Genomic DNA, 22,392 nt, shown 5'->3' on the forward strand with positions numbered 1-22,392 from the left:
ACCCCCGGCCCCCCCCCCCCCCCCCCCCCCCCCCCCCCCCCCCCCCCGGCCCCCCCCCCCCCCCCCCCCGCGGCCCCCCCCGCCCACGGCCTTGTCGTCGGGTCTTTCCGTCCCCCGGGTCAGGAACCGGCGGGGCCGTCAGCAGAACCGGTCGAAGGCCCGGTCGTAGCCGTCGCCGTAACCGTCGGCGTAACCCCGGGCCCAACGGTTGTCCTGGCTCTGCCTCTGCAGGAACTGCTGCCCGAAACCGGAACTGCGGTCGCAGTCGTCCCGCGCGTCCGCGAATCCGTTCCGGAAGCCCTGGCGATAACCGTCCCGGTAGGAATCGGTGACGGCGTCGTGCGCGGCCACTGCCTGCGTGGGTCTCGGGGCGGCCGAGGCCTGCGAGGCGAGCGCCGGGGTGAGTGTCAGAACGCCGACGACCAGAGCCGAGCCGAGAGCTGCGAACGCCCTGTGGGTACGCATGGATTTCTCCTTGGTCTGCGAGTACAGGCGTGCTTTCCCAGGCTCCTACAGACAGGACCCCGCCGCGACCTCACTCCGGGCCACCGCGGCACTCCGGAACGTACCCGGAAGGACGACCCCGCCGGGCCCGTCACGGCTCCGGCGGTACGGGCGGCGCGGGCAGGTCGAGTACGCGGGCGAGGGCGGCGACGACAGGATCGGCACGCCTGGGCAGATGCCCGCGGGCCCAGTCGGCCGCCAGCACGAGGAAGCCGGCCAGGTCGCGCTCGACACCGGCGAGGAGGTGGCGGATCCCGGCGACGGACGACTCGATCACCGGGCTGTCGCTCCGCTCGGAGTCGACCGTGAGCCGGACGACGTCGCCGATGCGCTCCGCGACCGGTGACAGGGGAGCGTGGCCGAACCCGAGCAGAACGCCGCCCCCGCCGACGCCGTCGACGAGCCGGTACCAGTCGCGCCAGTCCTCCAGCCCGTCGCAGCAGCCGGGGAGGAAGGTGACCCCCGTGGAGTCGTCGACGACGCGCAGCCCGCCGGCCGCGAAGAGGGTGTCGAAGGTCAGCAGCCCGTGCAGGAACGAGCCGAGCGGGTCGGCCGGGCGGGGTGGACGGTCGCCGTCGGGGTCGATGTCGTTGCAGCCGGCGATGCACATCACCGCCGTCCCGACCTCGGCGGGGGAGAGACCGCCGCCCAGGGGCAGGAAGCCGGACGGCCCGGTACCGGTCACCGGCCAGAGGCCGAAGCCGTCGGGGGAGCGGTTCTCCAGGACGGGCTGCATCACGATCATCCGGCGAAGTGTACGACCGGCCCGGACCGTGGACGGGAGCCGTCGGCGACGACGAAGCGACGGAGTACGGGCGGCAAAAAAGAAAGAGCAAGGAGACCGATCTCCTTGCCTTTCTCAACTTATAGCGCACCGGGGGGCTTGCGGCAAGGCCCCGGTGGTGCCGCAGAATCGTCCGCCGAGCCTGCAACCTGCGGAAATGAGGGACACACCGTGCGTGTGTTGTTGTCGACGTACGAGGGACGAGATGACGTCCGAGCGGTGATCGTGCGGGCGGAGGTGGCGCGGTGACCGGGCAGTACGTACTGGATCTCCAGGAGATCGACGAGTCCCGGGTCGAGACCGTCGGCGGCAAGGGCGCGCACCTGGGCGGGCTCTCGCGGATCGAGGGCATCGACGTGCCGGGCGGCTTCTGCGTGACGACGGAAGCCTTCCGGCTGATCATGGCGAGGACGCCGTCGATCGACGAACTGCTCGATCGGCTGGCGCACCTGGACCCGGACGACCGGGAGGGAACTCGCGCACTCGGCGCGGAGATCCGCCGGGCCGTCGAGGCAACCGCCGTGCCGGACGATCTCGCGGCGGCGATCACCCAGGCGCTCGCCCGGCACGGCGACCGGGCCGCCTACGCCGTGCGGTCCAGCGCCACGGCGGAGGACCTGCCGACGGCCTCCTTCGCCGGCCAGCAGGACACGTACCTGAACGTCGTGGGACCGGCGGAGATCCTTCGGCACGTCAGCCGGTGCTGGGCCTCGCTGTTCACCGAGCGGGCCGTCACCTACCGCTGGCGCAACGGCATCGACCACCGTACGGTCCACATGGCCGTGGTCGTGCAGCGGATGGTCTTCCCGCACGCGTCCGGCATCCTGTTCACGGCCGACCCCGTCACGGGCGACCGGAGGACCGCCACCGTGGACGCCGGCTTCGGTCTCGGCGAGGCCCTGGTCTCCGGCCTGGTGAACCCGGACGTCTTCACGGTGCGGCACGGCGAAGTCGTCACCAGGACGATCGCCGCCAAACAGCGCGCGGTCCGGGCCCTGCCGACCGGCGGCACGCGGGAGGTGGAGATCGAGCCGCGACAGCAGGAGCGGCCCGCGCTGACGGACGAACAGGTCGTGCGGCTCGTACGGGCGGGGCGGCGGATCGAGGCGCACTTCGGCCGCCCGCAGGACATCGAGTGGTGCCTGGTCGACGACGGCTTCCGGATCGTTCAGAGCCGGCCGATCACGACGCTGTTCCCCATTCCCGAGCGCGACGACCAGGAGAAACACGTCTACGTCTCCGTCGGTCACCAGCAGATGATGACCGACGCCATGAAGGCCCTGGGCCTCTCCATGTGGCAGTCGACGGCCATGGTGCCGATGCACGAGGCCGGGGGAAGGCTGTTCGTCGACGTCACCGGGCGCCTGGCCTCGCCCGCGAGCCGCGCCGGGCTCCTGGACATGGTGGGGAAGGGCGATCCGCTGGTCAGGGACGCCCTGGAAACCGTCCTCGACCGCGGCGACTTCGTCCCGTCGCTCCCGGACCCGGAGCCCGGCGGGCTGCCGGGCGGCGGCGCGCCCGCCCCGGTCGAGACCGATCCGGCCGTCGTCACCGAACTGATCGGGCGCAGCCGGGCGTCCGTCGCCGCCCTGGAGCGCGACATCCGGACGAAGACGGGGCCGGAGCTGTTCGACTTCCTGACCGAGGCGTTCGAGGAGCACAAGCGGGTCCTCGGCGACCCGCTGAGCATTCAGGTCATCATGGCCGGGATGGAGGCCACCTGGTGGCTCAACGACAAGCTGGGGGAATGGCTGGGCGAGAAGAACGCGGCCGACACGCTCACCCTGTCCGCCCCCGACAACATCACGTCCGAGATGGGGCTGGCGCTGCTCGACGTCGCGGACGTGATCCGTCCGTGGCCGGAGGTGGTGGCGTTCCTCCAGGACGTCCGGAGCGAGGACTTCCTCGACGGGCTGACGGGGCTCGCGGGCGGTCCCGAGGCGCGCGAGGCCGTGGAGGCGTACCTCGACCGGTACGGCATGCGCTGCGTCGGCGAGATCGACATCACGAGGCCGCGTTGGCGCGAACGTCCCGACACGCTCGTGCCCCTGATCCTCGACAACGTCAGGAACTTCGGGCCGGGCGCCGCCGAACAGCGCTTCGAGCAGGGGCGGCGCAAGGCGTGGGAGAAGGAACAGGAGGTGCTGTCACGGCTGCGGGCCCTGCCGGACGGGGACCGGAAGGCCGAGGAGACCAAGCGGATGATCGACCGGGTCCGCACCTTCATCGGGTACCGGGAGTACCCGAAGTACGGCATCGTCAGCCGCTACTTCATCTACAAGCAGGCCCTGCTGGCGGAGGCCGGGCGTCTGGTGCGGGCCGGTGTGCTCTCCGAGAAGGAGGACGTCTTCCACCTCACGCTCCAGGAGTTCCGCGACGTCGCGCGTTCGCACCGGGTGGACGAACGGCTCGTCCAGCGGCGCAAGGAGGAGTTCCGGTCGTACCGGACGCTCACCCCGCCCCGGGTGCTCACCTCGGACGGCGAGGCCCTCACCGGCGCATACCGGCGCGACGACGTGCCGGCCGGTGCCCTGGCCGGTCTGCCGGTCTCCGCCGGGACCGTCGAGGGAAGGGCCCGCGTCGTCCTCGACGTGGCGGAGGCCGAGCTCGAACCGGGCGACATCCTGGTCACGTCCTTCACGGACCCCAGCTGGTCACCGCTGTTCGTCGGAATCGCGGGCCTGGTGACGGAGGTGGGGGGCCTGATGACCCATGGCGCGGTGATCGCCCGGGAGTACGGCCTGCCGGCCGTCGTGGGCGTGGAGCGGGCCACCCGGCTGATCCGGGACGGGCAGCGGATCCGCGTGCACGGTACCGACGGGTACGTCGAGATCCTGACCGACTGACCGCCCCGGTCCGGTTCCCGGCCGGGGCCCCGGCGTAGCAGACTTGGGGCAGCAGAACGAAGGAGAGATCTGTGACGGCTCAGCCCGAGCACCCCGCGGACCCCCGGATCACCGGTGTCCCGCACACCATCAACGCGATCGGTGACGCGTTGAACGGTGCCGAGCGCGCCCGCTTCTACACCGAGGTCCTGGCCGCCGAGGAGAGCGACGTACCGGCCACGATGCGCCGCTGGTGGAAGGTGGCGATGCTGCACCGCGCCCCCGCGGCCGCCCGGAGCCGGGCCAATGCCGAGGCCGGCCACTCCCTGGTCTCCGTCGACGAGCTGTTCGTGGACGGGGCCCGGTGAGCTGGTCCGTCTGGACGGAGGAGATTCCGGCACGGACCGTGCTCGACATGCCCGTCGACCTCCGCCGGAAGACGGCGAACTTCCTGCGGGCCCTGGCCATCGAGGTCGGCGGCGCGGTCGATCTCGGCAGACGGCCGCCCGGCGACGCGCTGGACGACATCGAGGTCCGGTACTCCCTCGAAATCCCGGGCGAGCCGGTCATCATCGAGTACATGATCATGCGGGACGCCAAGGAGATCCGCGTCCCGGTCCTGGTCTGGTTCCACTGAGGCCCCGGGCCCGTTCTCCCGGTCCCACCGGGAGAACGGGCCCGCCGCCCCGGGTGCCTCGGGCGGAGGCGGTCCGCCCCGGTCAGCTCCTACGGCTGCGTCGGACCGTCCTGTTCACGGGACTTGAGCCACTCCCGCGCGAGGAGCCCGTACACGACGTCGTCGTCGCGCGAACCGTCGGGGAAGATCACCGCTTCGCGCAGCAAGCCCTCCTCGGTGAATCCCGGACGGCCGGCCACGCCCCTCCCGGTCGGGGGCCCCGAAGACGCCGGCCTTTTCCGCTACCGCAGGGTGTTGGTGTCCTCGGGGGCGCTGCCGCAGCTGGGGAGCGGCTGATGGCCCTCGTCCCAGTGATTGGACCATCCGCAGAGCCCGCACGCGTACCGGCCGTTGAGGCCGTGGATCTCGGCGTCGCAGCCGCGGCATCTGGTGGTGGTGATCTCCGGGGTCATGGCGGGGCCGGGTGCGGTGGACGACCAGCCGCACTGGTTGCTGCAGGTCCAGGACCCATCGGGGCCCTGGGTGGCTGCTGCGCCGCAGTTTCCGCACGTCATGGTGGGCCTCCCCGGGGCGGGCCCGTCGGCGGGGGTGCGGCGGGTCCGGGAGCCAGTCTGGCAGGGCCGGGGCGCGAGGGGGAGGGCGTCGGGGCGAGGGTGACCCGTTTCGGGGTGGTTCGGCGCGTCGTTCGCATCGACGCTCGAACGGGAAGGCGCCCTCGCCCCCGTGCCGAAGACCCTCTCTTCCCGTAGGCCCCGTTCTCGATTCGGACAGGATCTGACCTAATGGGCATCTACTCTCATGGCATCAGCCGGGATGCGGGATCCGCGGCGGGAGAGAAGGGGGCAACCCGTGCTGCGAGGACTCACCACCGTCAGTTTCTGGGTCGACGACCTGGCGGCGGCGAAGGACTGGTACGCGGAGCTGCTGGGTGTGGAGCCGTACTTCGAGCGGCCGGGGTACGCCGAGTTCCGCCTCGGTGACTACCAGCACGAGCTGGGGCTGATCGACAGGAGCTACGCGCCCGCCGGCTCGGGGACCGCGCCGGGCGGCGCCGTCGTGTACTGGCACGTCGACGATGCGGGCGCGGCTCTCGAAAGGCTGCTGTCCCTGGGGGCGAAGGAGTACGAACCGCTCATGGAGCGTGGGCCGGGGTTCGTCACCGCCTCCGTGGTCGACCCCTTCGGGAACGTCCTGGGCGTGATGTACAACCAGCACTACCTCGACGTACTGGAGGCGCGCCGGTAGCGGCAGGGGCGCCGCGGGGGTGATTCCCGACCGGGCCGTGTCGGGCCGTGTCGGGTCGTGATCCGCGAAGGGCCGGACGGAGAACCGGTGAGGGCCGTACGGGGCCGGGTGAGTGGTGGAGCCCGGTTCCGTACGGCCCGCTGCCGTTCGGGTCCGGGTCCTCCTCCGCTCCGTACGCGAATTGAATTGAGGCGAGACGGTTCGTCTTGTTAGGGTGGGCGCATGGCTTTCCTTTTCTTCGTCTGAGTCCGGGCACGGCCGATGCCGCCGTTTCTGCTGCCCGTAGACCCTTCGCATGCCCGGGAAAAGCCCTATGCGCGACCGCGCCCGTACCACCACCCTGCCCACCGCCACCCCCGCTGCCACGGCGCAACTGTCCGTCAAGGACGTCACCAAGTCCTACGGCACCCGGACCGTCCTCGACCAGGTCTCCTTCACCGTCCGGCCGGGCGAGAAGGCCGCCGTCGTCGGCGAGAACGGTTCCGGCAAGTCCACCCTGCTGCGGCTGCTCGCCGCGGCCGAGACACCGGACGCCGGGGAGGTCACCGTCAGCTTCCCCGGCGGCATCGGCCACCTCGCCCAGACCCTCGACCTCGACGCGGCCCGCACCGTGCAGGACGCCGTCGACCTCGCCCTGACCGAACTGCGCGCCATGGAACGGGCGCTCCGCACGGCGGAGGAGTCCCTCGCGGACGCGTCGGACGAGGAACTCGCCGCGTACGGAGAGCTGTTGACCGCGTACGAGGACCGCGGCGGATACGGGGCGGACGCCCGGGTGGATGCCGCGATGCATGGCCTCGGACTCGCCCGGATCACCCGTGAGCGCCCGCTCGGCTCGCTGTCCGGCGGCGAGCAGTCCCGGCTCGCGCTCACCTGCGTCCTGGCCGCCGCCCCCGAACTGCTGCTCCTGGACGAACCGACGAACCACCTCGACGCGGCGGCCGTGCACTGGCTGGAGAAACACCTGCGCGCACACCGCGGCACCGTCGTCGCGGTCACCCACGACCGCGGCTTCCTGGAACACATCGCCACCACGATCATCGAGGTCGACCGGGACGAGCGCACCGTGCGCCGGTACGGCGACGGCTGGACCGGCTACCGCGCCGCGAAGGCCGCCGCCCGGCGGGCGGCGGAACAGCGGTACGCGGACTGGGCCGAGGAGGTGGCCCGTACCGAGGAACTGCTCGAAGCCGCGGGAAGGCGGCTCGCCACCACCGGCCGCGACCCGAAGCAGGGCTTCGGCAAGCACCGCCGCTCCAGCGAGGCGAAGCTCGGCGGACAGGTGCGCTCCGCCCGGGAAAGCCTGGACCGGCTGCGGCGCCACCCGGTGGCGGAGCCGCCGGCACCGCTCCGTTTCACGACGGCGCTGCCGGCGGCGGACGGCGGCCCGGACCGAGGCCCCCTCGCCGAGCTCGACGGCGTACGGGTCGGCGAACGCCTGTGCCTGGACGGGCTCCTGACGATCGGCCCCGGCCAGCGGCTGCTGGTCACGGGCGAGAACGGGGCGGGCAAGACGACACTGCTGCGTGTCCTGGCGGGCGACCTGGAGCCGGACGCCGGCACCGCCCGCCGCCCCGCCCGGATCGGCTACCTCGCGCAGGAACTGCCCGCGCGTTCCACCCGGCTCCCGCTGCTCGCCGCGTTCGCCGCCGGGCGGCCCGGCCCGCCGGACGAGCACACCGAACAGCTCCTGGCCCTGGGCCTGTTCCGGGAGGAGGACCTGCACGTCCCGGTCGCGGCCCTGTCCGCGGGGCAACAACGGCGGTTGCAGATCGCGATCCTGGTGACCCGGCCCGCGGACCTCCTCGTCCTCGACGAGCCGACCAACCACATCGCGCTCGACCTGGTCGAGGACCTTCGGACCGCGCTCGCCGGGTACCCGGGGGCGGTGGTCGCGGTCTCGCACGACCGGGGCTTCCGCGCACGCTTCGAGGGGGAGCGGCTGGAGCTGCGGGCCGGCCGCAGGCACTGACCCCGCCGGACCCGTCCCGTCGCCCCTCACCTCCCGAGAATCCACCGAAACGAGACATCCATGATCGTCCCGACCACTTTCCTGACACCGCACCAGCTCGCCGACCGCACCTCCGCCGCCGTCGGGGCGGCCGTCGCGGCCGGACGCGGGCTCGGCCTGACCGTCACCGACCCCACGGTGCTCCACGACGTCTTCTCCGTCGTCGTCCACCTGGCGCCCTCGCCGGTCGTGGCCCGGATCCCCACCGTCCTGCCCCACTCCGACGACCTGGTCGCCCTCGCGCGCCGCCAGCAGGACGAACTGGACGTGGCGAGCTGGCTCGGCGGCCGGGGAGTCCCGGTGATCGCGCCCAGCCCGCTCGTGCCGCGGGAACCCGTGCAGCGGGACGGGTTCTCGATGACGTTCTGGCCGTTCATCGAGGAGGCCCGGGACAAGGAACCCGACTACGTGGCGAACTCCGAGAGCGTCGCCGACCTGCACGCGGCACTGCGCGCCTACCCCGGGCGCCTGGAATTCCTGTCCACGGCCGAGCCGCAGTTCGTCGCGGACAGCCTCGTCCGGCTCGACCGTCACCCCGACCTGATCGGGGCGGCCGAACTGGACCGGGCCCGTCGCGAGTGGCAGGTCCTGGAGCCCCTCGTGCGTTCACGCGAGGCGTTCGAGGCCCGGTTCCCCGGCATCGGCCTCCAGCCCGTCCACGGCGACTGCCCGCCCGCGAACATCTTCTCCGGGGTGGACGGCGACCGCTACGCCGACTTCGAACTGGTCACGCTGGGGCCCGTCGAGTGGGACCTGGCCGCGCTGGGGCCCGAGCACGAAGCCGCCTACAACCGCGGCGCACGGCGAAACGGCATGAGGCAGCTCGACGAGGAGGTGCTCGGTTTCGCCAACACCCTGGGCATGCTGCGGATCGTCGCCACACTCACGCTGGCCCCGCAACTGCCCGATCTGATGGGGTATCTCAAGCCCACCGTCGACCAGTGGCAGACGAAGCCCTTCGCCGGAGGCATGAACGGCTGACACCGAACGCCCGGCGGTCGAGTCCGGCATCCGCCCGGCCGTCCGACGGCCGGGCTCCGGACTCGGCCGGGTGGCTCAGGAGCGGGTGGCGGTCGCGCAGTTGTCGCCCGCGGCCGTCGAGTCGACCGGCTTGCTGCGGTCGTACGGATCGACCCGGCGGTCCTGGTCGGTGGGCTGCTCGTCGGCTGTTCCGAAGGGCGGCACGAGGTAGCCGGTCGGGGTGGAGCAGCCGCCGTTGACCATGTCGAGCGTGTACGAGACGAGGGACATCGTGCCCGGTTCGATGATGATCCTGTCCGGATCGTCCCAGCTCATCACCACCTCGCGCCGCACGATCGTACGGAGGACCTCGGAGTCCCGCCCGCCGTCCGCCGGAGTGACCGGGTACACGAAGGTGACGTCCGCCGTCACCTCGACCGCCCCCTTCTTCCCCTCCCGGTACGTGAGCCGGCCACGGGTCTTGACCACGTCGCCGACCAGCCGGGACTGATCCGGCCGGAAGCGGCTGAACAGCAGCAGTGGATCGGTCTTGGAGGTGGGCTTCTTCGACGACAAGGAGGTACGGAGGTACTCCTGGACGTCCTCCTGGTGCGGGTTCAGCAGCGCGATGGCCTCCGTGGGCCGCTCGCCGCGCAGCACCCGGGGGTCGAGCGCCGCGGCCACCAGGAAGTCCCGGCTCTTGCGCAGCGCCCGCTCGACCTGGGCGGCGTCCATCCAGCCGGTCGCCCTGGCCGGCGGCACCGTGATCCCCGCCGCCCCGTCGGCCCAACGGGCGGCGGGCGAACCCCGGAAGGGCTCGTCGAGGGTGGGGGGAAGATCCCGCTCGGCGTCCGGTGCCTCCCGCGGGGCCTCCGACTCGGCGGCCAACGGTGCCCCGCCCTGCCCGCCGTCGTCGTCACCGAACCAGCCGAAGACCTGCTGCGGGAAGAGCGACACGACCAGGAGGGCCACGACCGCCACCAGCCCGGCCACGTACCAGCCCGTCCTGCGCCGGGGCCGGGCCGGTGAGTACGTGCGCCAGCCCTCCGGCTGCCCGGGACGCTCCCGCAGCCGCCGCTCCACCTCACGGGCGCGCGCCGACGGCTCCACGGGGGCCCCGGGCACACCCGCCACCGATTCACGGAGGAACCGATCCCACTCCTCGTCGGGTACGGATGCCCCGTCCTGCCCCCCAGCCCCGCTCACACCGCACTCCCGTTCTCGTTCGATTGCCCGATGCCCGATGCCCGATGCCCGATGCCCGATGCCCGTTGTCCGGACGGCCGACGGCGCCCCGGCCCATCGAGAGCCGCCCGTATGATCGCACGAACAAGCGATCGACCTGCCGGGGGGCGGTGAACGGCGCTCGGCCGCGTACGGCCGCATGCGCACCGCGTCCCTGATCTCCGCAAGGCCGTTCGCCGAGCTTGACCTCAACCGTGGTTGATGTCGTGGGGTGGGTGACGGCGGCGATCACAGCCGTCACTTGAGCGCCTCGATACGGAAAAGGGCACTGTCATGACGAGCGACATTCTTGTTGTGGGGACGATTCCGCCGGAGACCCGGGCAGCGGTGACCGGTGTGGTGAAGGGGCTGGAGAGGGCTTTCAACGAGAAGGACCCCATCGCGCTGGGCGGGCAGTACGCCGAACACGCCTCCTGGACCAACGCGAAGGGCACGCGTCTTGACGGCAGGTCGGCGATCGTCGAGTTCAGCGCCCCGGCGCTGAAGAGCTTCCTGAGCGATTCCTTCGCCCGGTACGACGTGGTCAAGATGCTGGCGATAGCCCCTGACGTGATCGCGGTGAACGTGGTGCAGACCCCCACCGACAACACGGGCGAACCCACCGACGGCCCCTGGGGCGCGACGCTCTACGTGATCGCCGAACAGGCGGACGGCTGGCACATCGTGGCGGGCCAGAACATGGCCGTCACCCCGCCCGCACAGACCGCGTGACATCCGGCCCGGCACAACAGGGGGCGCCTCGGGGCACTTGCGCCACGGTTCCGGTCCACGGCGTCACCGCGCCGTCGGGGCGGAGCCACGGCCCGTGACCGGCCGCTATCGAGTGGGCCGTGACCAGTCGACGGCTCGTTTCTGGGCCTGCTCACCGCGTCGGCGGCGGGTCTGACAGAGCAGGCACAGGTCCGGCGCTTCCTCGTCCACGGCACCGTACGGGTGCTCCCGGCACCTGGTGTGCGGCTTCGGCCCCGCGGTCGCCTCCAGGAGCATGAGGGCCTTCTGCAGGTCGGTCCGGATTTCGTGGAGCTTCTCGACAGGGGTGTCGCGGGTGATGTTGTCCCCGTGCTCACCGAGAACGCGCAGTGCCCGGCCGAGTTCGGGAAGGTGGTTCGGGTTCATCGGTGTCCGTTCTCCAGGAGAACGCCCGCCGGCGATCCGGGCCGACGGGCACCCCTGAACGCAACGGCAATGGCAAGGCGTCTCGCTCTGCTGCTCACGGTTCTCCAACGACCGCGAGCGCCGGAAGGGGACGGGCCCGTCGGCCGCGCTCCGTCGTCGCCCGCCCCGGCGGAGTACGGCCGTGGCCCGTGAGACAGTCGGGACACGGATCGTCGATCGCCACCGAGGAGAAGAACGAAGTCATGAGAGCGCTGCCCGCCGTCGTCGACCGTGGTGAGTTCGACGCTCTGGTCATCAGGACCGACCACCACGACGACCGGGCGTGGCAGAACGTGGTGGCGGCGCTGACGGAGCCCCGGGGAGACGAGGGGTACGACGCGCACATCCACGTCGTCGACGATCCGGCCTGGGCGGAGGTGACCGTCGACGAGGTGCTGGCCGCGGTACGCACCGACGAGGACCTGTCCGTCGTCTTCCTCGCCGACCGGACAACCATGCGGGCCGGGAACCACGCGCTGCTGGCGGTCACCACGCTGACCCGGGAGGACTGCGCGGACGACGAGGACTACGGTCGACTGACCGAGTTCGGCCGCGAGTTCCGCACCGTCCCCGCAGGGGTCCACGAGGTCCAGGCGAACCTGAGCATCGGCAACCTGGGCTTCGAGGAGTACGCGGCAGCGGCCCACGACGATCCCGAGGGGATCTACCGCTCCCTCTGAAACACCGGCTGGTGAACGCCCACGTCTCCGGGGAAACCAGGACGTCGGGAGGGCCGACCCCTACGGCGGTTCTCCGGGTGCGCCGGGGGTGTTGCCCGGATGGCCCGTACGCGCACCGGGCAGCCACCGTAGGGGCGTGACATCGACAACACGCACAACTCGACTGCTCTGTTTCCTCGTTCCCCTTTTCCTGCTGCTGTACGGCGTGCTCCGGCTGATCGACGGCATGGACGGCGACCACGGGCCGGGGGTGGCCTGGAACCTCGGTCACACGTTCTTTCTCGCCGCCTTCCTTCTGTTCGGCGCTCTTGTCGTGATGCTGCGCGGCCTCGTTCCCGCGGACACCGTCCGCACGAGAACCGCTTCCCGTGCCGCCATGGTGGCCGGGGTGTTCGGCGCGGGCTGTTTCGTCTGGGTGATCCTCGGCGATCTGTTCTCCGGCTTCGCCGAGTCCCTGCCGCTGCCCGGGCCTCTGGAACTCGCGGGGCCGATGGCCTTCCAGCTCGGAATGCTCGCCCTGCTGATCATGATGGCGGCCGCACGGCCCAGGCGGCTGCCCGTGTGGAGCCCGGTGCTCGTGTTCGTGTCCTTCGCCCTGATCGCGGTCGGTCTCGACCTGATCCCGCTCGCGGCCGTGGTCCTCATGGCCGGCCTCGCACCACTGACCCGCGGCCACGCACCGGGTACCACGCACACGCCCGTCGGCGAGGGTGCGGCCCGCTGAACGTTCCCCGTCGGGCCGCCGCAGGTGTTCCTGCTCCGGAAGGCCGAACTCCCGATACGCAGAAGGGGTTCGACGGCCTCCGGGAGGTCCTGGGGAGGGCAGGGATTCGACGCGGCCGACCCGGCCGCCCGGGCGTGCGGCGTGTGCGGCGCCGCACCGTCCGGCCGGTCCCGGAGGTCCTGCCCGGACACTCCGCCGAGGCCCCGGCCGACCGGCTGCCCGCCCATCCCGGCGGCGAAGCGATCCCCGTCGGATTTTGCCTCGGCCAGTTTGCCTCGAAGCCGAGTTTCGCAGGGGGGCGGCGGCTAGGATCGGTTCCTTCCAGGGGGTGATCATGACTACGACGCAGAGTTCGGCGGCGCCACCCGTTTCCAGGGGCGCCGGGGACGGGCAACTGTCGTGGTGGACGCAGTGGACGGGACCGCGCACGCCGGCACGGTTGCGCCGCGTCGGGGTGCTGTTGACCCTGGCCGGCCTGATCACCGCCGTGTTGAGTCTGATCGGGGGGTCCTCGCGGGCCGGCGCGGTGACCGACGCGGCCGGCCGGGACACCACGCTCGCGCAGCACGCCGGTGAGATCTACCAGGCACTTGCCCACGCCGACGCCATGGCCACCAGCGGTTATGTGTCCGCCGGCCAGGAGCCCGCGGCGATCCGCACCCGGTACGACGCGGACATCGCCAACGCCGGGAAGCGTCTCGCCGAGGCGTCCCGGCAGGTCGCGCCGGACGACCCGGCCGCGAAGCCGCTCGACACCCTGATCACCGGGCTGCCCGCGTACACCGGCCTGGTCGAGACGGCCCGCACCTACAACCGTCAAGGGCTGCCGCTCGGCCAGTCGTATCTGGCGCAGGCGTCGCAACAGATGCGCACCGAACTGCTGCCCGCGGCCGAAACGTTCCGGCGCGTCGAGGTCGACGCGCTCAACACCGACTACCGCACCGCCAGTTCGCTGCCGATCGCCGTCGTGGTGTTCGGGATCGCGTTGTTCCTCGCGGCGCTCGACTTCGCCCGCCGGGAGTCCTGGCGCACGCAGCGCCGGTTCAACGTCGGGGTGGCCGGGGCGACCGTACTCGTCGTCGCGGGTGTGTTGTGGTGGGGGCTGGCGACGGTGGCGGGGGAGAGCGCGCTCGCCGACGCGAACAAGGCCAGCGACGCGACCACCGCGCTCGACGAGGCCCGCACGCTCGTGCTCCAGGCCCGCAGCAACGAAAGCCTGTTGCTGGTGGCCCGCAGCGGCGGCAGTGCGTCCGACTCGGGCTTCACCGAACAACTCGACCGGCTCACCGCCAAGGACGGCCCGCTCGGCGTCGCCGAGAAGTCCGGCGCCGACGTCGACGACATCCGCGCCGCCGCGACCATGTGGTCGGACGCACATGCCCGGCTGCGCCGGTTCGACGACAGCGGTGACTACCAGAAGGCCGTCCGGTCGGCGGTCGGCACCGACGCCGGCAGTTCCGGTGCCGCGTTCGCCGCTCTCGACAAGACGGTGAGCCGTGCGGGCGCCGACGCCCAGACCCGGCTCGCCGCCGCCACATCAGCCGCTGATGACGCGACGACGTTGCTCGCGTTCGGGCCCGCCGTCTTGTTCGCGCTGGCCGCCGCGGGCTTCGCGATCGGCGTCGCACGTCGGGTGGAGGAGTACCGATGACCAGTCCCCACAACGGTTTCCGCACGCCGATGGTCAACGTCCGGCGACCGCTCTTCCTCTTTTCCGCCGCCGTCGTGCTGTCGCTCGCCGGGATCGCCCTGCCCGCGTTGCACGGCACCGACGCGAACACGAGCGACAGCGGCCGGGGCGCGCCGCGGCCGCCGACGTCGTCGCAGCCCGAGTGCGGGACCGTGAAGAACAGCCTGCGCCCCGGCGGCGCGCTGCCCGAGCCGGGCGCCATGCCGTCCGGGTCGACGATGGCGAAGATCCACAAGCGCGGACGGCTGATCGCGGGCGTCGACCAGGGCAAGTACCTGCTCGGCTACCGCGACCCGCAGACCGGGAAGCTCGAAGGCGCGGACATCGACATCGTCCGCAAGATCGCCCAGGCGATCTTCGGCGATGCGGACAAGGTCCAGTTCGTGGTGCGCGACGTGGCCGACCGGGCGCTGCTGATCGAGCAGAAGAAGGTCGACGTCGTGGTCAACACATTCAGTGCCACCTGCCTGCGGCAGCGCACCGTCGAGTTCTCGAGCGCGTACTACAACGCGACGCAGCGGTTGCTGGTGCCGAGCCGTTCCAAGGTCAAGGAAGTGGAACAGCTGGCGGGCAAGAAGCTCTGCACCTCCAAGGGGTCCACGACCGAGGTCACGCTGCGCAAGCTGCCGGTGCGGTTGAACGTGGTGACGCTGGCCAGCATCCCGGACTGCGTGGTCGCGTTGCAGCAGAGCAAGGTCGACGCCGTGTCCAGCGACGACGGAATACTCGCGGGGATGGCGGCGCAGGACCCGCAGACCAAGGTGGTCGGGCGGCCGCTCGCCAATGCGTACTACGGTGTCGGGATGAGCCCCGAGCAGCCCGATCTGGTGCGGTTCGTGAACAAGCTGCTGGAACGGGACCGGGCCAACGGGAGCTTGGCGGGCAGCGCACAGGAGTGGCTCGGGAAGGAGCTGCACCCGGTGCCCGCGATCCCCGACGCCGCTTACCGCGACTGACGTTTTCGCCCGGCCTGCCGGTGCGAGAGGACGATCCGACGCCGGACCGGGTCGACGTCGAGGATCCTGACCGGCAGGGGGTCGCCGACCCGGAGGCCGGACCGAGCCGTCTCCAGGTGCTCGTCGGCCAGTTCGGATTCGTGCACCAGCCCCTCGAAACCGTTCTCCGACTCCTCGATGCGCACGAAGACGCCGAACGGTACGAGTCTGGTGACGCGGCTGACGACGGTCCGGCCGATCTGCCCGGCCAGCAGCAGCATCGGGTCCTCGTGCAGGGCCTTGAGGGACAGCACCACGTGTTCACGGACCGGGTCGACGCCGAGGATCTCGGCGTCGATCTCCTGACCGACGGAGACGACGTCGGAGGGGTGCGCGCCGGGACGCCACGACAGCTCAGGAGCATTGATCATCGCGGTGAAGCCGCCGATGTCCACGAAGGTGACGCCGAAGTCTGCGATCTCGGTCACCGTGCCGGTGATGATCCCGCCGGGGCGAAGGGATTTGAGGAAGGCCCAGGTCCGGTCGCCCGGTGTCGGATCGGTCCGCCAGCGGGCCCGTACCACTCCGTCGTCGTCGGGCATGACAGCGGTGAACAGCGGCACGCGTTCATCGGCGTACATGGACAGGAGCGCCGCGGCCTCGGCGCCGGACATCCGGGCGACCAGCTCCGAGAACGCGTCCTCGTCGGCGACAGCGCTGTGGATCCGGCCGTCCCCGTCCTGCCAGACGCCCTCGACGAGGCCCTCGGCGGGGAGGGAACCGATGACCGCGTCGACGTCGCAGGACAGGCCCGGCCACACGGCCAGCCGGGCGCGGGGGGCCAGCCCGGCGCGCACCGTGTCGACGGTGTCGCGGGTGAGACGGTGCCACCGTGCGGCGCCTTCGACGTACATCTCCTCCAAAAGCCCGGCGCGGCAGGTGTCGACCGACCGGTGCACACCGGCCCAGAACTCGTCGTCGCCGGGCCGTTGGACCTTCGTGTCGTCGGTCTCCGTCCCATACGGAGAGGAGTCCAGGCGTTCCGGGAACAGCCCCAGCGCGCGGGTCCGGGCCAGTGCCTCCTCGCAGGGCCGGACACTGCCGATGTAGAGGTACTGGTCCCACCCCACATGGACGGCGAACGTGCCTTCCACCTCCAGCCGGCACCAGGCGCCGTTGTCGCGCAACATGGCACGCACCAGCTCCAGCCCGACTTCGAGCGGCACCTTCGCCCCGTCGTGAAAACCGTCGTGAGAACCGGCCGGCCCGACGGGGAAGAGCCCGTCCAGTCCGAAACCGTCCACCGGGGGCTCCGCGCCGAAGTGCGCGAGGGAGGGGACCTGCGGTTCACGCACGGTCAGGTGGGCGACGCCGGTTTCCCCGGCGAACGCCTCGACGGCCCGAAGGCGGGCCGCCTCGATCTCGCCGTGATCGCCGACCGTGTCCTCGGTACCGGCGTAATGCCCGTACTCGTCACGATCGGCGGGATCGTACCCAGTGACGCGGTAGACGTAGGGGAGTCGCACCCCTTCATCATCCAGCACGTTCGGGGTGCCGGAGCCCCGGCCGGCGGATTCGAGGGATGCGATCATGGGCGGGCCGTGTTCGTTCGCCCGTGAGGTGATTTCTTGAGGATGGTGGCACTGCGTTCCCACGCACTGTTGCCCCGGCAGTACGACCACCGGAAGGTTCTGGCGACCACCGTGGACGCCTGGGACCGGACGCTCTGGTTGATCTGCCCCGACGCGGAACTCCGACCGAGCCCGTACGGAAGGCCCCGTGCCCGGCCCCGCGGCCTTCCGTACGACGCGCTCCTGGTCATCGACAGCGGTGGCGCGGTCCGCGAACAGCCCCTGCGCGAGCTGGACTTGTGGGTGACCCGTCTCGACGCACTGCCCAACGGCCGGTTCGTCGTGCAGGGGTACGGCGCCGCAGGGGACCGGAACGCGCGGATCCACGGGCCGGACGGGCGACGCCGCCACAGTTTCGCGATGGGGAGCGCGGTCGAGCACCTGATGGCGGACCGGCGGCACCACGTGTGGAGCACCTACTTCGACGAGGGCGTCTACACCGACCCGATCAGCGCCGCCGGCCTGGTGCGCTGGGACAGCGGCGGCAACCGCCGATGGGGGTACACACCTCCGGAGGGCGTCGAACACATCGACACGGTCTACGCCTTCAACGTCGGCGACGGCGTCGCGTGGGCCGACTACTACCCGACCTTTCCGCTGGTCGAGGCCCGGACCAACGGTGAGATCCGGCTACGGCGGACCCCCGTGGTCGCTCCCGCGGGTCTGGCCGTGCACGGAGAACACCTCACGATGCTGGGAGGCGACCGGCAACCGGACCGCCTGCACCTCTGCCGTCTGACGGAGAGCGAGGCCCTGCCGGTCGAGGAGGCCCGGCTCACCCTCCCCAACGGGGCACCGCTCAAGCGGTACGCACCCCCCGTGGGACGAGGCCGGCATCTGTACCTGCGCGGCCCGTCGCCCAGGCAGTGGTACGTGCTGGGGGTCCAGGAACCGTCCGGCGGATCACCTCCGAAACCATGACCGGGACGCCGTGAAGCGCCATCGGCACGATCTGCCGGACGAGTACGGGACCGGCTCCCCCGCCCGGGGGAGCGACCCGATACCGCGCCCGTCCCGGAGGACGAGTGATCGTCGGCCCCGGGCCCGATGTCCTGGAACACGGTCCGTGGAACCGTTTCTCCCGTTCAGCTTCTTCTTCCGTCGCGTCAGGAGAACCGGGCCATGCCGGAATTCACCGTCTCCCGTCCAGAAGGCACAGTCGCCGAGGTTCCGCCCCCGCCCCGATGGGCCGTCCGGGCCGCTCATGCCTCGGCGCTCTCCGCGACCGCCGGGTTCATCCCGCTGCACGCCGTCTGGGCGCTGGGCATTCCCCTCTGGGCGGACGAGCAGGCGTTCCGGGAGTGGTACGGGGTCGGCGGCGGCCCGTACCTCTTCATGCTCAGCGGCATGGCCCTGCTGGCGGGCGTCCTGGCGGTGAGCCTGGTCCGGCCGTGGGGACTGGTGTTTCCGGGCTGGACTCCGTTCCTGGCCGGGCGAAGAGTTCCGCGCCGGACGCTGACCGCCACGGCCTACGTCGTCTCGGTCTTCCTCCTCCTGTACACCGTCTGGGCCGCCGTGCAGCTGTTCAGAACCTTCGACGACGAGGGCATCTTCAGCCCCTGGACCGTCGTCCACGGGATCCCGCAGTTCCTGGTGTGGGGCATCGGCCTGTACATCGCCGCACACTCCTACCGCCACCGCACGTCACCGAGGCACTGAGACCTGCCGAGGAGGGGCCGCCCGGGGCGGGAGAGGTGGCCGGCGGGGCGTTGTCAGTGGGCCCGCTTACTGTGAGAACAGCTGATCGAGGGATCACGCTGCTTGGAGTGGGCCGAGGAGGGGCTGTGCGGGGCTTGCGGGAAGGGAGCGACGGTTCGGTGCGGGGCGAGGAGGTGACCGGGGCCGAGGCCCCCGGGGGGACGGTGGCGTTCCCGGACGAGGAGACCTTCGAGGTGCCGTCGTCCTGGCGGCGGCTCGTGCATCCGCGGCGCGGCGGCTTCCCGCAGAGCGTGCCGGACCCGGACCCGGACGCCGCACGGGTGGCGGAGAAGGAGCTCGCCCGACAGTCCGACTGGCTGGCGGAGATGCTCTCGTCGCCGGACAGCGATCCGGAGATCGTCGCCGCCACCCGCGCCCACCTGGCCGGCAGCCCGAACCCGCTGGGCGCCGCCGCGGTGGCGGCCGTGTCGCTGCGCTGGGACCACCGCCCCGGCGTGCTCGTGGACGCCTGGGTGCTGGCCCACGGGCTGTCCTTCGCCGCCCGGTCGGTCGTCGAGTACATCGACATCGAGGCGATGTGGACCCAGCACGGCTCCGTCCGCTCGGACTCCCGGCTGCTGCGCCGCCCCGCGGACGGTTCGGCCGACGACTACTGGGCGCGGCCCCGGTTCGCCGACCGGATGCGCGCCCTGATCGCCGTGTCCGGGGACGAGGAGTACGCCCAGGTCGTCTCCGACCTCGCCGGTTACCGGGACAACCTGCGCCGCCGCTGCTCGGTCTCCTACCTGGTGCCCGGCGAGCAGCACTGGGTCGACGAGTGCTGCGCGGAGGCGGACGCGGCCGGGGCGACCCTGCGCGCGATGCTGTTGTGCTCGCTAGGCTCCGCGGAGCAGATCGAGAAGTTCCCGCGCCCGGTGCATCTGTCGTGGAACGGCTGGGACATGGAGCTGGTCGCCACCCTGGCCGAGGGCACCGGCCAGGCGTTCGCGCCGCTCCTGACGGAGGCGATCGCCACGGCACCGGGCGCCGACCGGACCCGTACGGTGGCCCGCGCGCTGGTCGCGCTGCCGACCGACGACGCCTTCCGGATCCTGCTGTCCCACGCGGACGACAAGCACGTCCGTACGAGCCTGGTCGAGGCGATGGACCGCTACCCCGTGCGGGCCCTCCGGCTGCTCGCCGAGGCGGCCTCGGCCCCGGGCGGCCAGGACCGGGCGGCACAGTCGGCCGACCGCATGCTCGCCCACCACGTCATGGCCCACCGCGCGTTGGTGAAGGCCGCCCTGCCGGAGCTGACGCCCGGGGCCGCGGCCCATGTGGAGCCGCTGCTGGACGGCGCCGACCGCGTGGCGGACGCCCCCGCCGAGGCCCTGCCCGCGCTCCTGGCCGATCCGCCGTGGACGCGCAAGCGGGCCAAGGCCCCCGAGAAGCGGGTGGCAGCCGAGATCCCCGCGGCTCCCGGACCGAAGGCCGTGTGGCAGCCCGGCGAGCGGGAGGAGTGGTCGGTCATGCCGACCTGGCTGGTCCGGCGTGCCTTCCCGGCCGAGCGGTGGACCGAGCACCTCGAAGAGCTGCGTGGGGACCGGCGGTGGAACCACCTGTCCTGGTGCGCCCACCTGTTCCTGCACGGTCCCGAGGACGAGGCCCGTCGGATCGTGTCCACGTACAAGTCCGCCGAGGGCTACGGGAACCACCAGATCATCAGGCCGATCGCCGCCCGGTTCGGGACCGACGCCCTGCACCTGGTGCTCGACGCGTCCGCGGACTTCTCCGTGAAAATGGGCGAGCTGGTCCTGCCGTTCCTCAGCACCGAGGTCGCCGTGCGGATCGGCGACTGGCTGATCCGTCTGAAGTCGGCCAACGCCACGGCCCGCGGCTGGCTGACGCGCCACGGCCTCGCCGCCGTCCCCTACCTGCTGCCGCAGGCGGTCGGACCGACGGGCCCCGCCCGCGACGGCGCGGAGACGGCCCTGAAGGCCATCGCCCAGAAGCACGGCGTCGACGCGGTCCGCGAGGCCGCCGCCGCGGCCGGCGGACCGGAGGCGGCGGACATCGTCGCGGAGACCCTGGACGGCGACCCGATGGCGTTCGCCCTGCCCAAGAGGATGCCCACGGTGGGCTCCTGGGCCGACCCCGGCCTGCTGCCGCAGATCCTCCTGAAGGACGGCGGTGCGCTCCCCGTCGGGGCGGCCCGGCACGTCCTCACCATGCTCGCCCTCTCGAAACCGCACAGCGTCTACCCGGGCATCGCCGTGGTGAAGGAGCACTGCACCCCCGATTCCCTCGCGGCGTTCGCCTGGGGCCTGTTCGAGCAGTGGCAGTTCATCGGCATGCCGGCCAAGGAGAGCTGGGTGCTGCAGTCGCTCGGCCCGCTCGGCGACGACGGGACGGTGCGCCGCCTGAGCCCGCTGCTGCGGGCCTGGCCCGGCGAGGGCTCCCACAAGCGCGCGGTCGACGGCCTCGACGTGCTCGCGGCCATCGGCAGCGACGTGGCGCTGATGCATCTGCACGGCATCTCGCAGCGGGTGAAGTTCAAGGGCCTCAAGGCCCGCGCCCAGGAAAAGATCGCGGAGGTGGCCGACGGACTCGGCCTCACCGGCGAGCAGTTGGGCGACCGCCTCGTCCCGGACTTCGGCCTGGACGCCGACGGCAGTACCGTCATCGACTACGGCACCCGCCGGTTCACGGTCGGATTCGACGAACAGCTGCGGCCGTACGTGAAGGACGCCGACGGCACGGTCCGCAAGGCCCTGCCCGCACCCGGAGTGAAGGACGACCGGACGCTCGCACCGACCGAGCGGAAGCGGTTCGCGACGCTCAAGAAGGACGTCCGCACGATCGCGTCCGACCAGGTGCGGCGGCTCGAACAGGCAATGGTGACACAGCGGTCCTGGACGGACGGCGAGTTCCGGGAGCTGTTCGTGGACCACCCGCTGATGAGGCACCTGGTATGCCGCCTGGTGTGGGAGGGCGAGAGGGACGGCGCGGTGACGACGTTCCGCGTCGCCGAGGACCGCACCTTCGCCGACGCCGAGGACGAGCTGCTGACCCTGCCGGAGGGGACGACGGTACGGCTCGCCCACCCGCTGCGCCTGGGCGGGGAACGGGACACCTGGGCGGAGCTGTTCGCGGACTACGAGATCCTGCAGCCGTTCCCGCAGCTGGGCCGAGCCGTGCACGCCCTCACCGAGGAGGAGGCCGCCGGGCACCGGCTGGCCCGCTTCGAGAAGGCCACCGTCCCGGTCGGCAAGCTCCTCGGCCTCACCAAGCGCGGCTGGGAACGCGGCGCACCGCAGGACGCGGGCGTGGAGTGCTGGATCTCCCGGCCGGCCGGCCCGGGCCGGTACCTGGTCATCGACCTCGACCCGGGCATCGCCGTCGGCATGGTCAACGAACTCGGGGACCAGACCCTGGAAGCGGTCCGGATCGCCAGTTCCCCCAGCTACTACTACACGGGCGACGACCACCCGCTGCGCCTCGGCGACCTCGACCCGGTGCTGGCCTCCGAGCTGCTCGCCGACCTCACCGAGGTGACGGCGGGATGACCACGACCGCCCCGCCGGGCCCCGACGCCCGCGCCGGGCGGCGGCATCGACGGCGCCGGTGACCGCTTGCCGGGCCCGGTGACCACCCGCCGGATTCCGGCGGCCATCTGCCGGCCCCGGCGGCTGCCCGCCGGGGCCAGGTGACCGCTCGGCCCCGGCGGG

General features: G+C 71.9%; 21 protein-coding genes. 14 read left to right on the top strand and 7 right to left on the bottom strand.

Annotated elements, in window-relative coordinates:
- Nucleotides 1-138: 138 nt before the first annotated feature.
- Entirely contained in the window at nucleotides 139-465 is a 327-nt protein-coding gene (locus ACFYW1_RS02790; RefSeq protein WP_388986000.1) for a hypothetical protein, read from the bottom strand.
- A 130-nt stretch (nucleotides 466-595) separates the two neighbouring features.
- Complete coding sequence (locus ACFYW1_RS02795; RefSeq protein ID WP_388986002.1) at nucleotides 596-1,249, bottom strand: hypothetical protein; 654 nt, start codon at nucleotides 1,247-1,249, stop codon at nucleotides 596-598.
- A 284-nt stretch (nucleotides 1,250-1,533) separates the two neighbouring features.
- On the opposite strand from ACFYW1_RS02795, the gene rph reads away from it, so the two are divergent.
- From rph to ACFYW1_RS02810, 3 genes are all read left to right on the top strand, one after another.
- Nucleotides 1,534-4,134: a rifamycin-inactivating phosphotransferase gene (gene rph, locus ACFYW1_RS02800; RefSeq protein ID WP_388986004.1), complete on the top strand. Its 2,601-nt coding sequence runs from the start codon at nucleotides 1,534-1,536 to the stop codon at nucleotides 4,132-4,134.
- A gap of 71 nt (nucleotides 4,135-4,205) precedes the next feature.
- Nucleotides 4,206-4,481: a hypothetical protein gene (locus ACFYW1_RS02805; RefSeq protein ID WP_388986006.1), complete on the top strand. Its 276-nt coding sequence runs from the start codon at nucleotides 4,206-4,208 to the stop codon at nucleotides 4,479-4,481.
- The gene (locus ACFYW1_RS02810; protein ID WP_283856404.1) at nucleotides 4,478-4,750 is read left to right on the top strand and encodes a hypothetical protein; all 273 of its coding nucleotides are present in this window, start codon (nucleotides 4,478-4,480) and stop codon (nucleotides 4,748-4,750) included. The genes ACFYW1_RS02805 and ACFYW1_RS02810 overlap by 4 nt, the downstream gene beginning before the upstream one ends.
- 89 nt (nucleotides 4,751-4,839) lie before the next feature.
- Here the strand turns inward: ACFYW1_RS02810 and ACFYW1_RS02815 are convergent, their stop codons facing one another.
- Together ACFYW1_RS02815 and ACFYW1_RS02820 are read right to left on the bottom strand one after the other, a co-directional pair.
- Nucleotides 4,840-4,989, bottom strand: a complete 150-nt coding sequence (locus ACFYW1_RS02815) for a hypothetical protein (protein WP_388986008.1) — start codon at nucleotides 4,987-4,989, stop codon at nucleotides 4,840-4,842.
- 42 nt (nucleotides 4,990-5,031) lie between these two features.
- Complete coding sequence (locus ACFYW1_RS02820) at nucleotides 5,032-5,304, bottom strand: hypothetical protein (protein ID WP_388986010.1); 273 nt, start codon at nucleotides 5,302-5,304, stop codon at nucleotides 5,032-5,034.
- A 295-nt stretch (nucleotides 5,305-5,599) separates the two neighbouring features.
- Between ACFYW1_RS02820 and ACFYW1_RS02825 the strand changes: the two genes are divergently transcribed.
- The 3 genes from ACFYW1_RS02825 to ACFYW1_RS02835 all read left to right on the top strand — a co-directional run bounded on the left by ACFYW1_RS02825 (nucleotide 5,600) and on the right by ACFYW1_RS02835 (nucleotide 8,987).
- Nucleotides 5,600-5,995 (top strand): VOC family protein, encoded by a 396-nt coding sequence (locus ACFYW1_RS02825; protein WP_388986011.1) that lies wholly within the window; start codon nucleotides 5,600-5,602, stop codon nucleotides 5,993-5,995.
- A 313-nt stretch (nucleotides 5,996-6,308) separates the two neighbouring features.
- Nucleotides 6,309-7,967 (top strand): ribosomal protection-like ABC-F family protein, encoded by a 1,659-nt coding sequence (abc-f, locus tag ACFYW1_RS02830; protein ID WP_388986012.1) that lies wholly within the window; start codon nucleotides 6,309-6,311, stop codon nucleotides 7,965-7,967.
- A 60-nt stretch (nucleotides 7,968-8,027) separates the two neighbouring features.
- Nucleotides 8,028-8,987: a phosphotransferase gene (locus ACFYW1_RS02835; RefSeq protein ID WP_388986013.1), complete on the top strand. Its 960-nt coding sequence runs from the start codon at nucleotides 8,028-8,030 to the stop codon at nucleotides 8,985-8,987.
- A 75-nt stretch (nucleotides 8,988-9,062) separates the two neighbouring features.
- Here ACFYW1_RS02835 and ACFYW1_RS02840 read toward each other — a convergent pair whose 3' ends face one another.
- Nucleotides 9,063-10,172 (bottom strand): hypothetical protein, encoded by a 1,110-nt coding sequence (locus tag ACFYW1_RS02840; RefSeq protein WP_388986015.1) that lies wholly within the window; start codon nucleotides 10,170-10,172, stop codon nucleotides 9,063-9,065.
- A 312-nt stretch (nucleotides 10,173-10,484) separates the two neighbouring features.
- Here ACFYW1_RS02840 and ACFYW1_RS02845 point away from each other — a divergent pair, with 312 nt between their 5' ends.
- Entirely contained in the window at nucleotides 10,485-10,922 is a 438-nt protein-coding gene (locus ACFYW1_RS02845) for an SgcJ/EcaC family oxidoreductase (protein ID WP_388986017.1), read from the top strand.
- A 105-nt stretch (nucleotides 10,923-11,027) separates the two neighbouring features.
- Here the strand turns inward: ACFYW1_RS02845 and ACFYW1_RS02850 are convergent, their stop codons facing one another.
- Entirely contained in the window at nucleotides 11,028-11,327 is a 300-nt protein-coding gene (locus tag ACFYW1_RS02850; RefSeq protein ID WP_388986019.1) for a hypothetical protein, read from the bottom strand.
- 188 nt (nucleotides 11,328-11,515) lie between these two features.
- On the opposite strand from ACFYW1_RS02850, the gene ACFYW1_RS02855 reads away from it, so the two are divergent.
- From ACFYW1_RS02855 to ACFYW1_RS02870, 4 genes are all read left to right on the top strand, one after another.
- Entirely contained in the window at nucleotides 11,516-12,046 is a 531-nt protein-coding gene (locus ACFYW1_RS02855) for a DUF6924 domain-containing protein (RefSeq protein ID WP_388986021.1), read from the top strand.
- Between the two features lie 136 nt (nucleotides 12,047-12,182).
- Nucleotides 12,183-12,770 (top strand): hypothetical protein, encoded by a 588-nt coding sequence (locus ACFYW1_RS02860; RefSeq protein ID WP_388986023.1) that lies wholly within the window; start codon nucleotides 12,183-12,185, stop codon nucleotides 12,768-12,770.
- Nucleotides 12,771-13,104: 334 nt separating this feature from the next.
- On the top strand, nucleotides 13,105-14,421 hold the full coding sequence (locus tag ACFYW1_RS02865; protein WP_388986025.1) for a hypothetical protein: 1,317 nt from the start codon (nucleotides 13,105-13,107) through the stop codon (nucleotides 14,419-14,421).
- Nucleotides 14,418-15,416: a glutamate ABC transporter substrate-binding protein gene (locus tag ACFYW1_RS02870; protein ID WP_388986027.1), complete on the top strand. Its 999-nt coding sequence runs from the start codon at nucleotides 14,418-14,420 to the stop codon at nucleotides 15,414-15,416. Before ACFYW1_RS02865 ends, ACFYW1_RS02870 begins: the two co-directional genes overlap by 4 nt.
- Here the strand turns inward: ACFYW1_RS02870 and ACFYW1_RS02875 are convergent.
- On the bottom strand, nucleotides 15,404-16,921 hold the full coding sequence (locus tag ACFYW1_RS02875) for a S1 RNA-binding domain-containing protein (RefSeq protein ID WP_388986028.1): 1,518 nt from the start codon (nucleotides 16,919-16,921) through the stop codon (nucleotides 15,404-15,406). The genes ACFYW1_RS02870 and ACFYW1_RS02875 overlap by 13 nt on opposite strands.
- A gap of 108 nt (nucleotides 16,922-17,029) precedes the next feature.
- Between ACFYW1_RS02875 and ACFYW1_RS02880 the strand changes: the two genes are divergently transcribed.
- From ACFYW1_RS02880 to ACFYW1_RS02890, 3 genes are all read left to right on the top strand, one after another.
- On the top strand, nucleotides 17,030-17,947 hold the full coding sequence (locus tag ACFYW1_RS02880; protein WP_388986030.1) for a hypothetical protein: 918 nt from the start codon (nucleotides 17,030-17,032) through the stop codon (nucleotides 17,945-17,947).
- A gap of 201 nt (nucleotides 17,948-18,148) precedes the next feature.
- On the top strand, nucleotides 18,149-18,685 hold the full coding sequence (locus ACFYW1_RS02885; protein ID WP_388986032.1) for a hypothetical protein: 537 nt from the start codon (nucleotides 18,149-18,151) through the stop codon (nucleotides 18,683-18,685).
- Nucleotides 18,686-18,810: 125 nt separating this feature from the next.
- Nucleotides 18,811-22,230, top strand: a complete 3,420-nt coding sequence (locus ACFYW1_RS02890; RefSeq protein ID WP_388986034.1) for a DUF4132 domain-containing protein — start codon at nucleotides 18,811-18,813, stop codon at nucleotides 22,228-22,230.
- The last annotated feature ends 162 nt before the right edge of the window (nucleotides 22,231-22,392 follow it).

Source organism: Streptomyces sp. NPDC002669 (assembly GCF_042889165.1).
Classification (GTDB): Bacteria; Actinomycetota; Actinomycetes; order Streptomycetales; family Streptomycetaceae; genus Streptomyces.

Coding starts and splice junctions, on each gene's coding strand:
- ACFYW1_RS02790 (WP_388986000.1), bottom strand. CDS start 465: ATGCGTACCCACAGGGCGTTCGCAGCTCTCGGCTCGGCTCTGGTCGTC.
- ACFYW1_RS02795 (WP_388986002.1), bottom strand. CDS start 1,249: ATGATCGTGATGCAGCCCGTCCTGGAGAACCGCTCCCCCGACGGCTTC.
- ACFYW1_RS02820 (WP_388986010.1), bottom strand. CDS start 5,304: ATGACGTGCGGAAACTGCGGCGCAGCAGCCACCCAGGGCCCCGATGGG.
- abc-f (WP_388986012.1), top strand. CDS start 6,309: ATGCGCGACCGCGCCCGTACCACCACCCTGCCCACCGCCACCCCCGCT.
- ACFYW1_RS02835 (WP_388986013.1), top strand. CDS start 8,028: ATGATCGTCCCGACCACTTTCCTGACACCGCACCAGCTCGCCGACCGC.
- ACFYW1_RS02845 (WP_388986017.1), top strand. CDS start 10,485: ATGACGAGCGACATTCTTGTTGTGGGGACGATTCCGCCGGAGACCCGG.
- ACFYW1_RS02850 (WP_388986019.1), bottom strand. CDS start 11,327: ATGAACCCGAACCACCTTCCCGAACTCGGCCGGGCACTGCGCGTTCTC.
- ACFYW1_RS02865 (WP_388986025.1), top strand. CDS start 13,105: ATGACTACGACGCAGAGTTCGGCGGCGCCACCCGTTTCCAGGGGCGCC.
- ACFYW1_RS02870 (WP_388986027.1), top strand. CDS start 14,418: ATGACCAGTCCCCACAACGGTTTCCGCACGCCGATGGTCAACGTCCGG.
- ACFYW1_RS02880 (WP_388986030.1), top strand. CDS start 17,030: ATGGTGGCACTGCGTTCCCACGCACTGTTGCCCCGGCAGTACGACCAC.
- ACFYW1_RS02885 (WP_388986032.1), top strand. CDS start 18,149: ATGCCGGAATTCACCGTCTCCCGTCCAGAAGGCACAGTCGCCGAGGTT.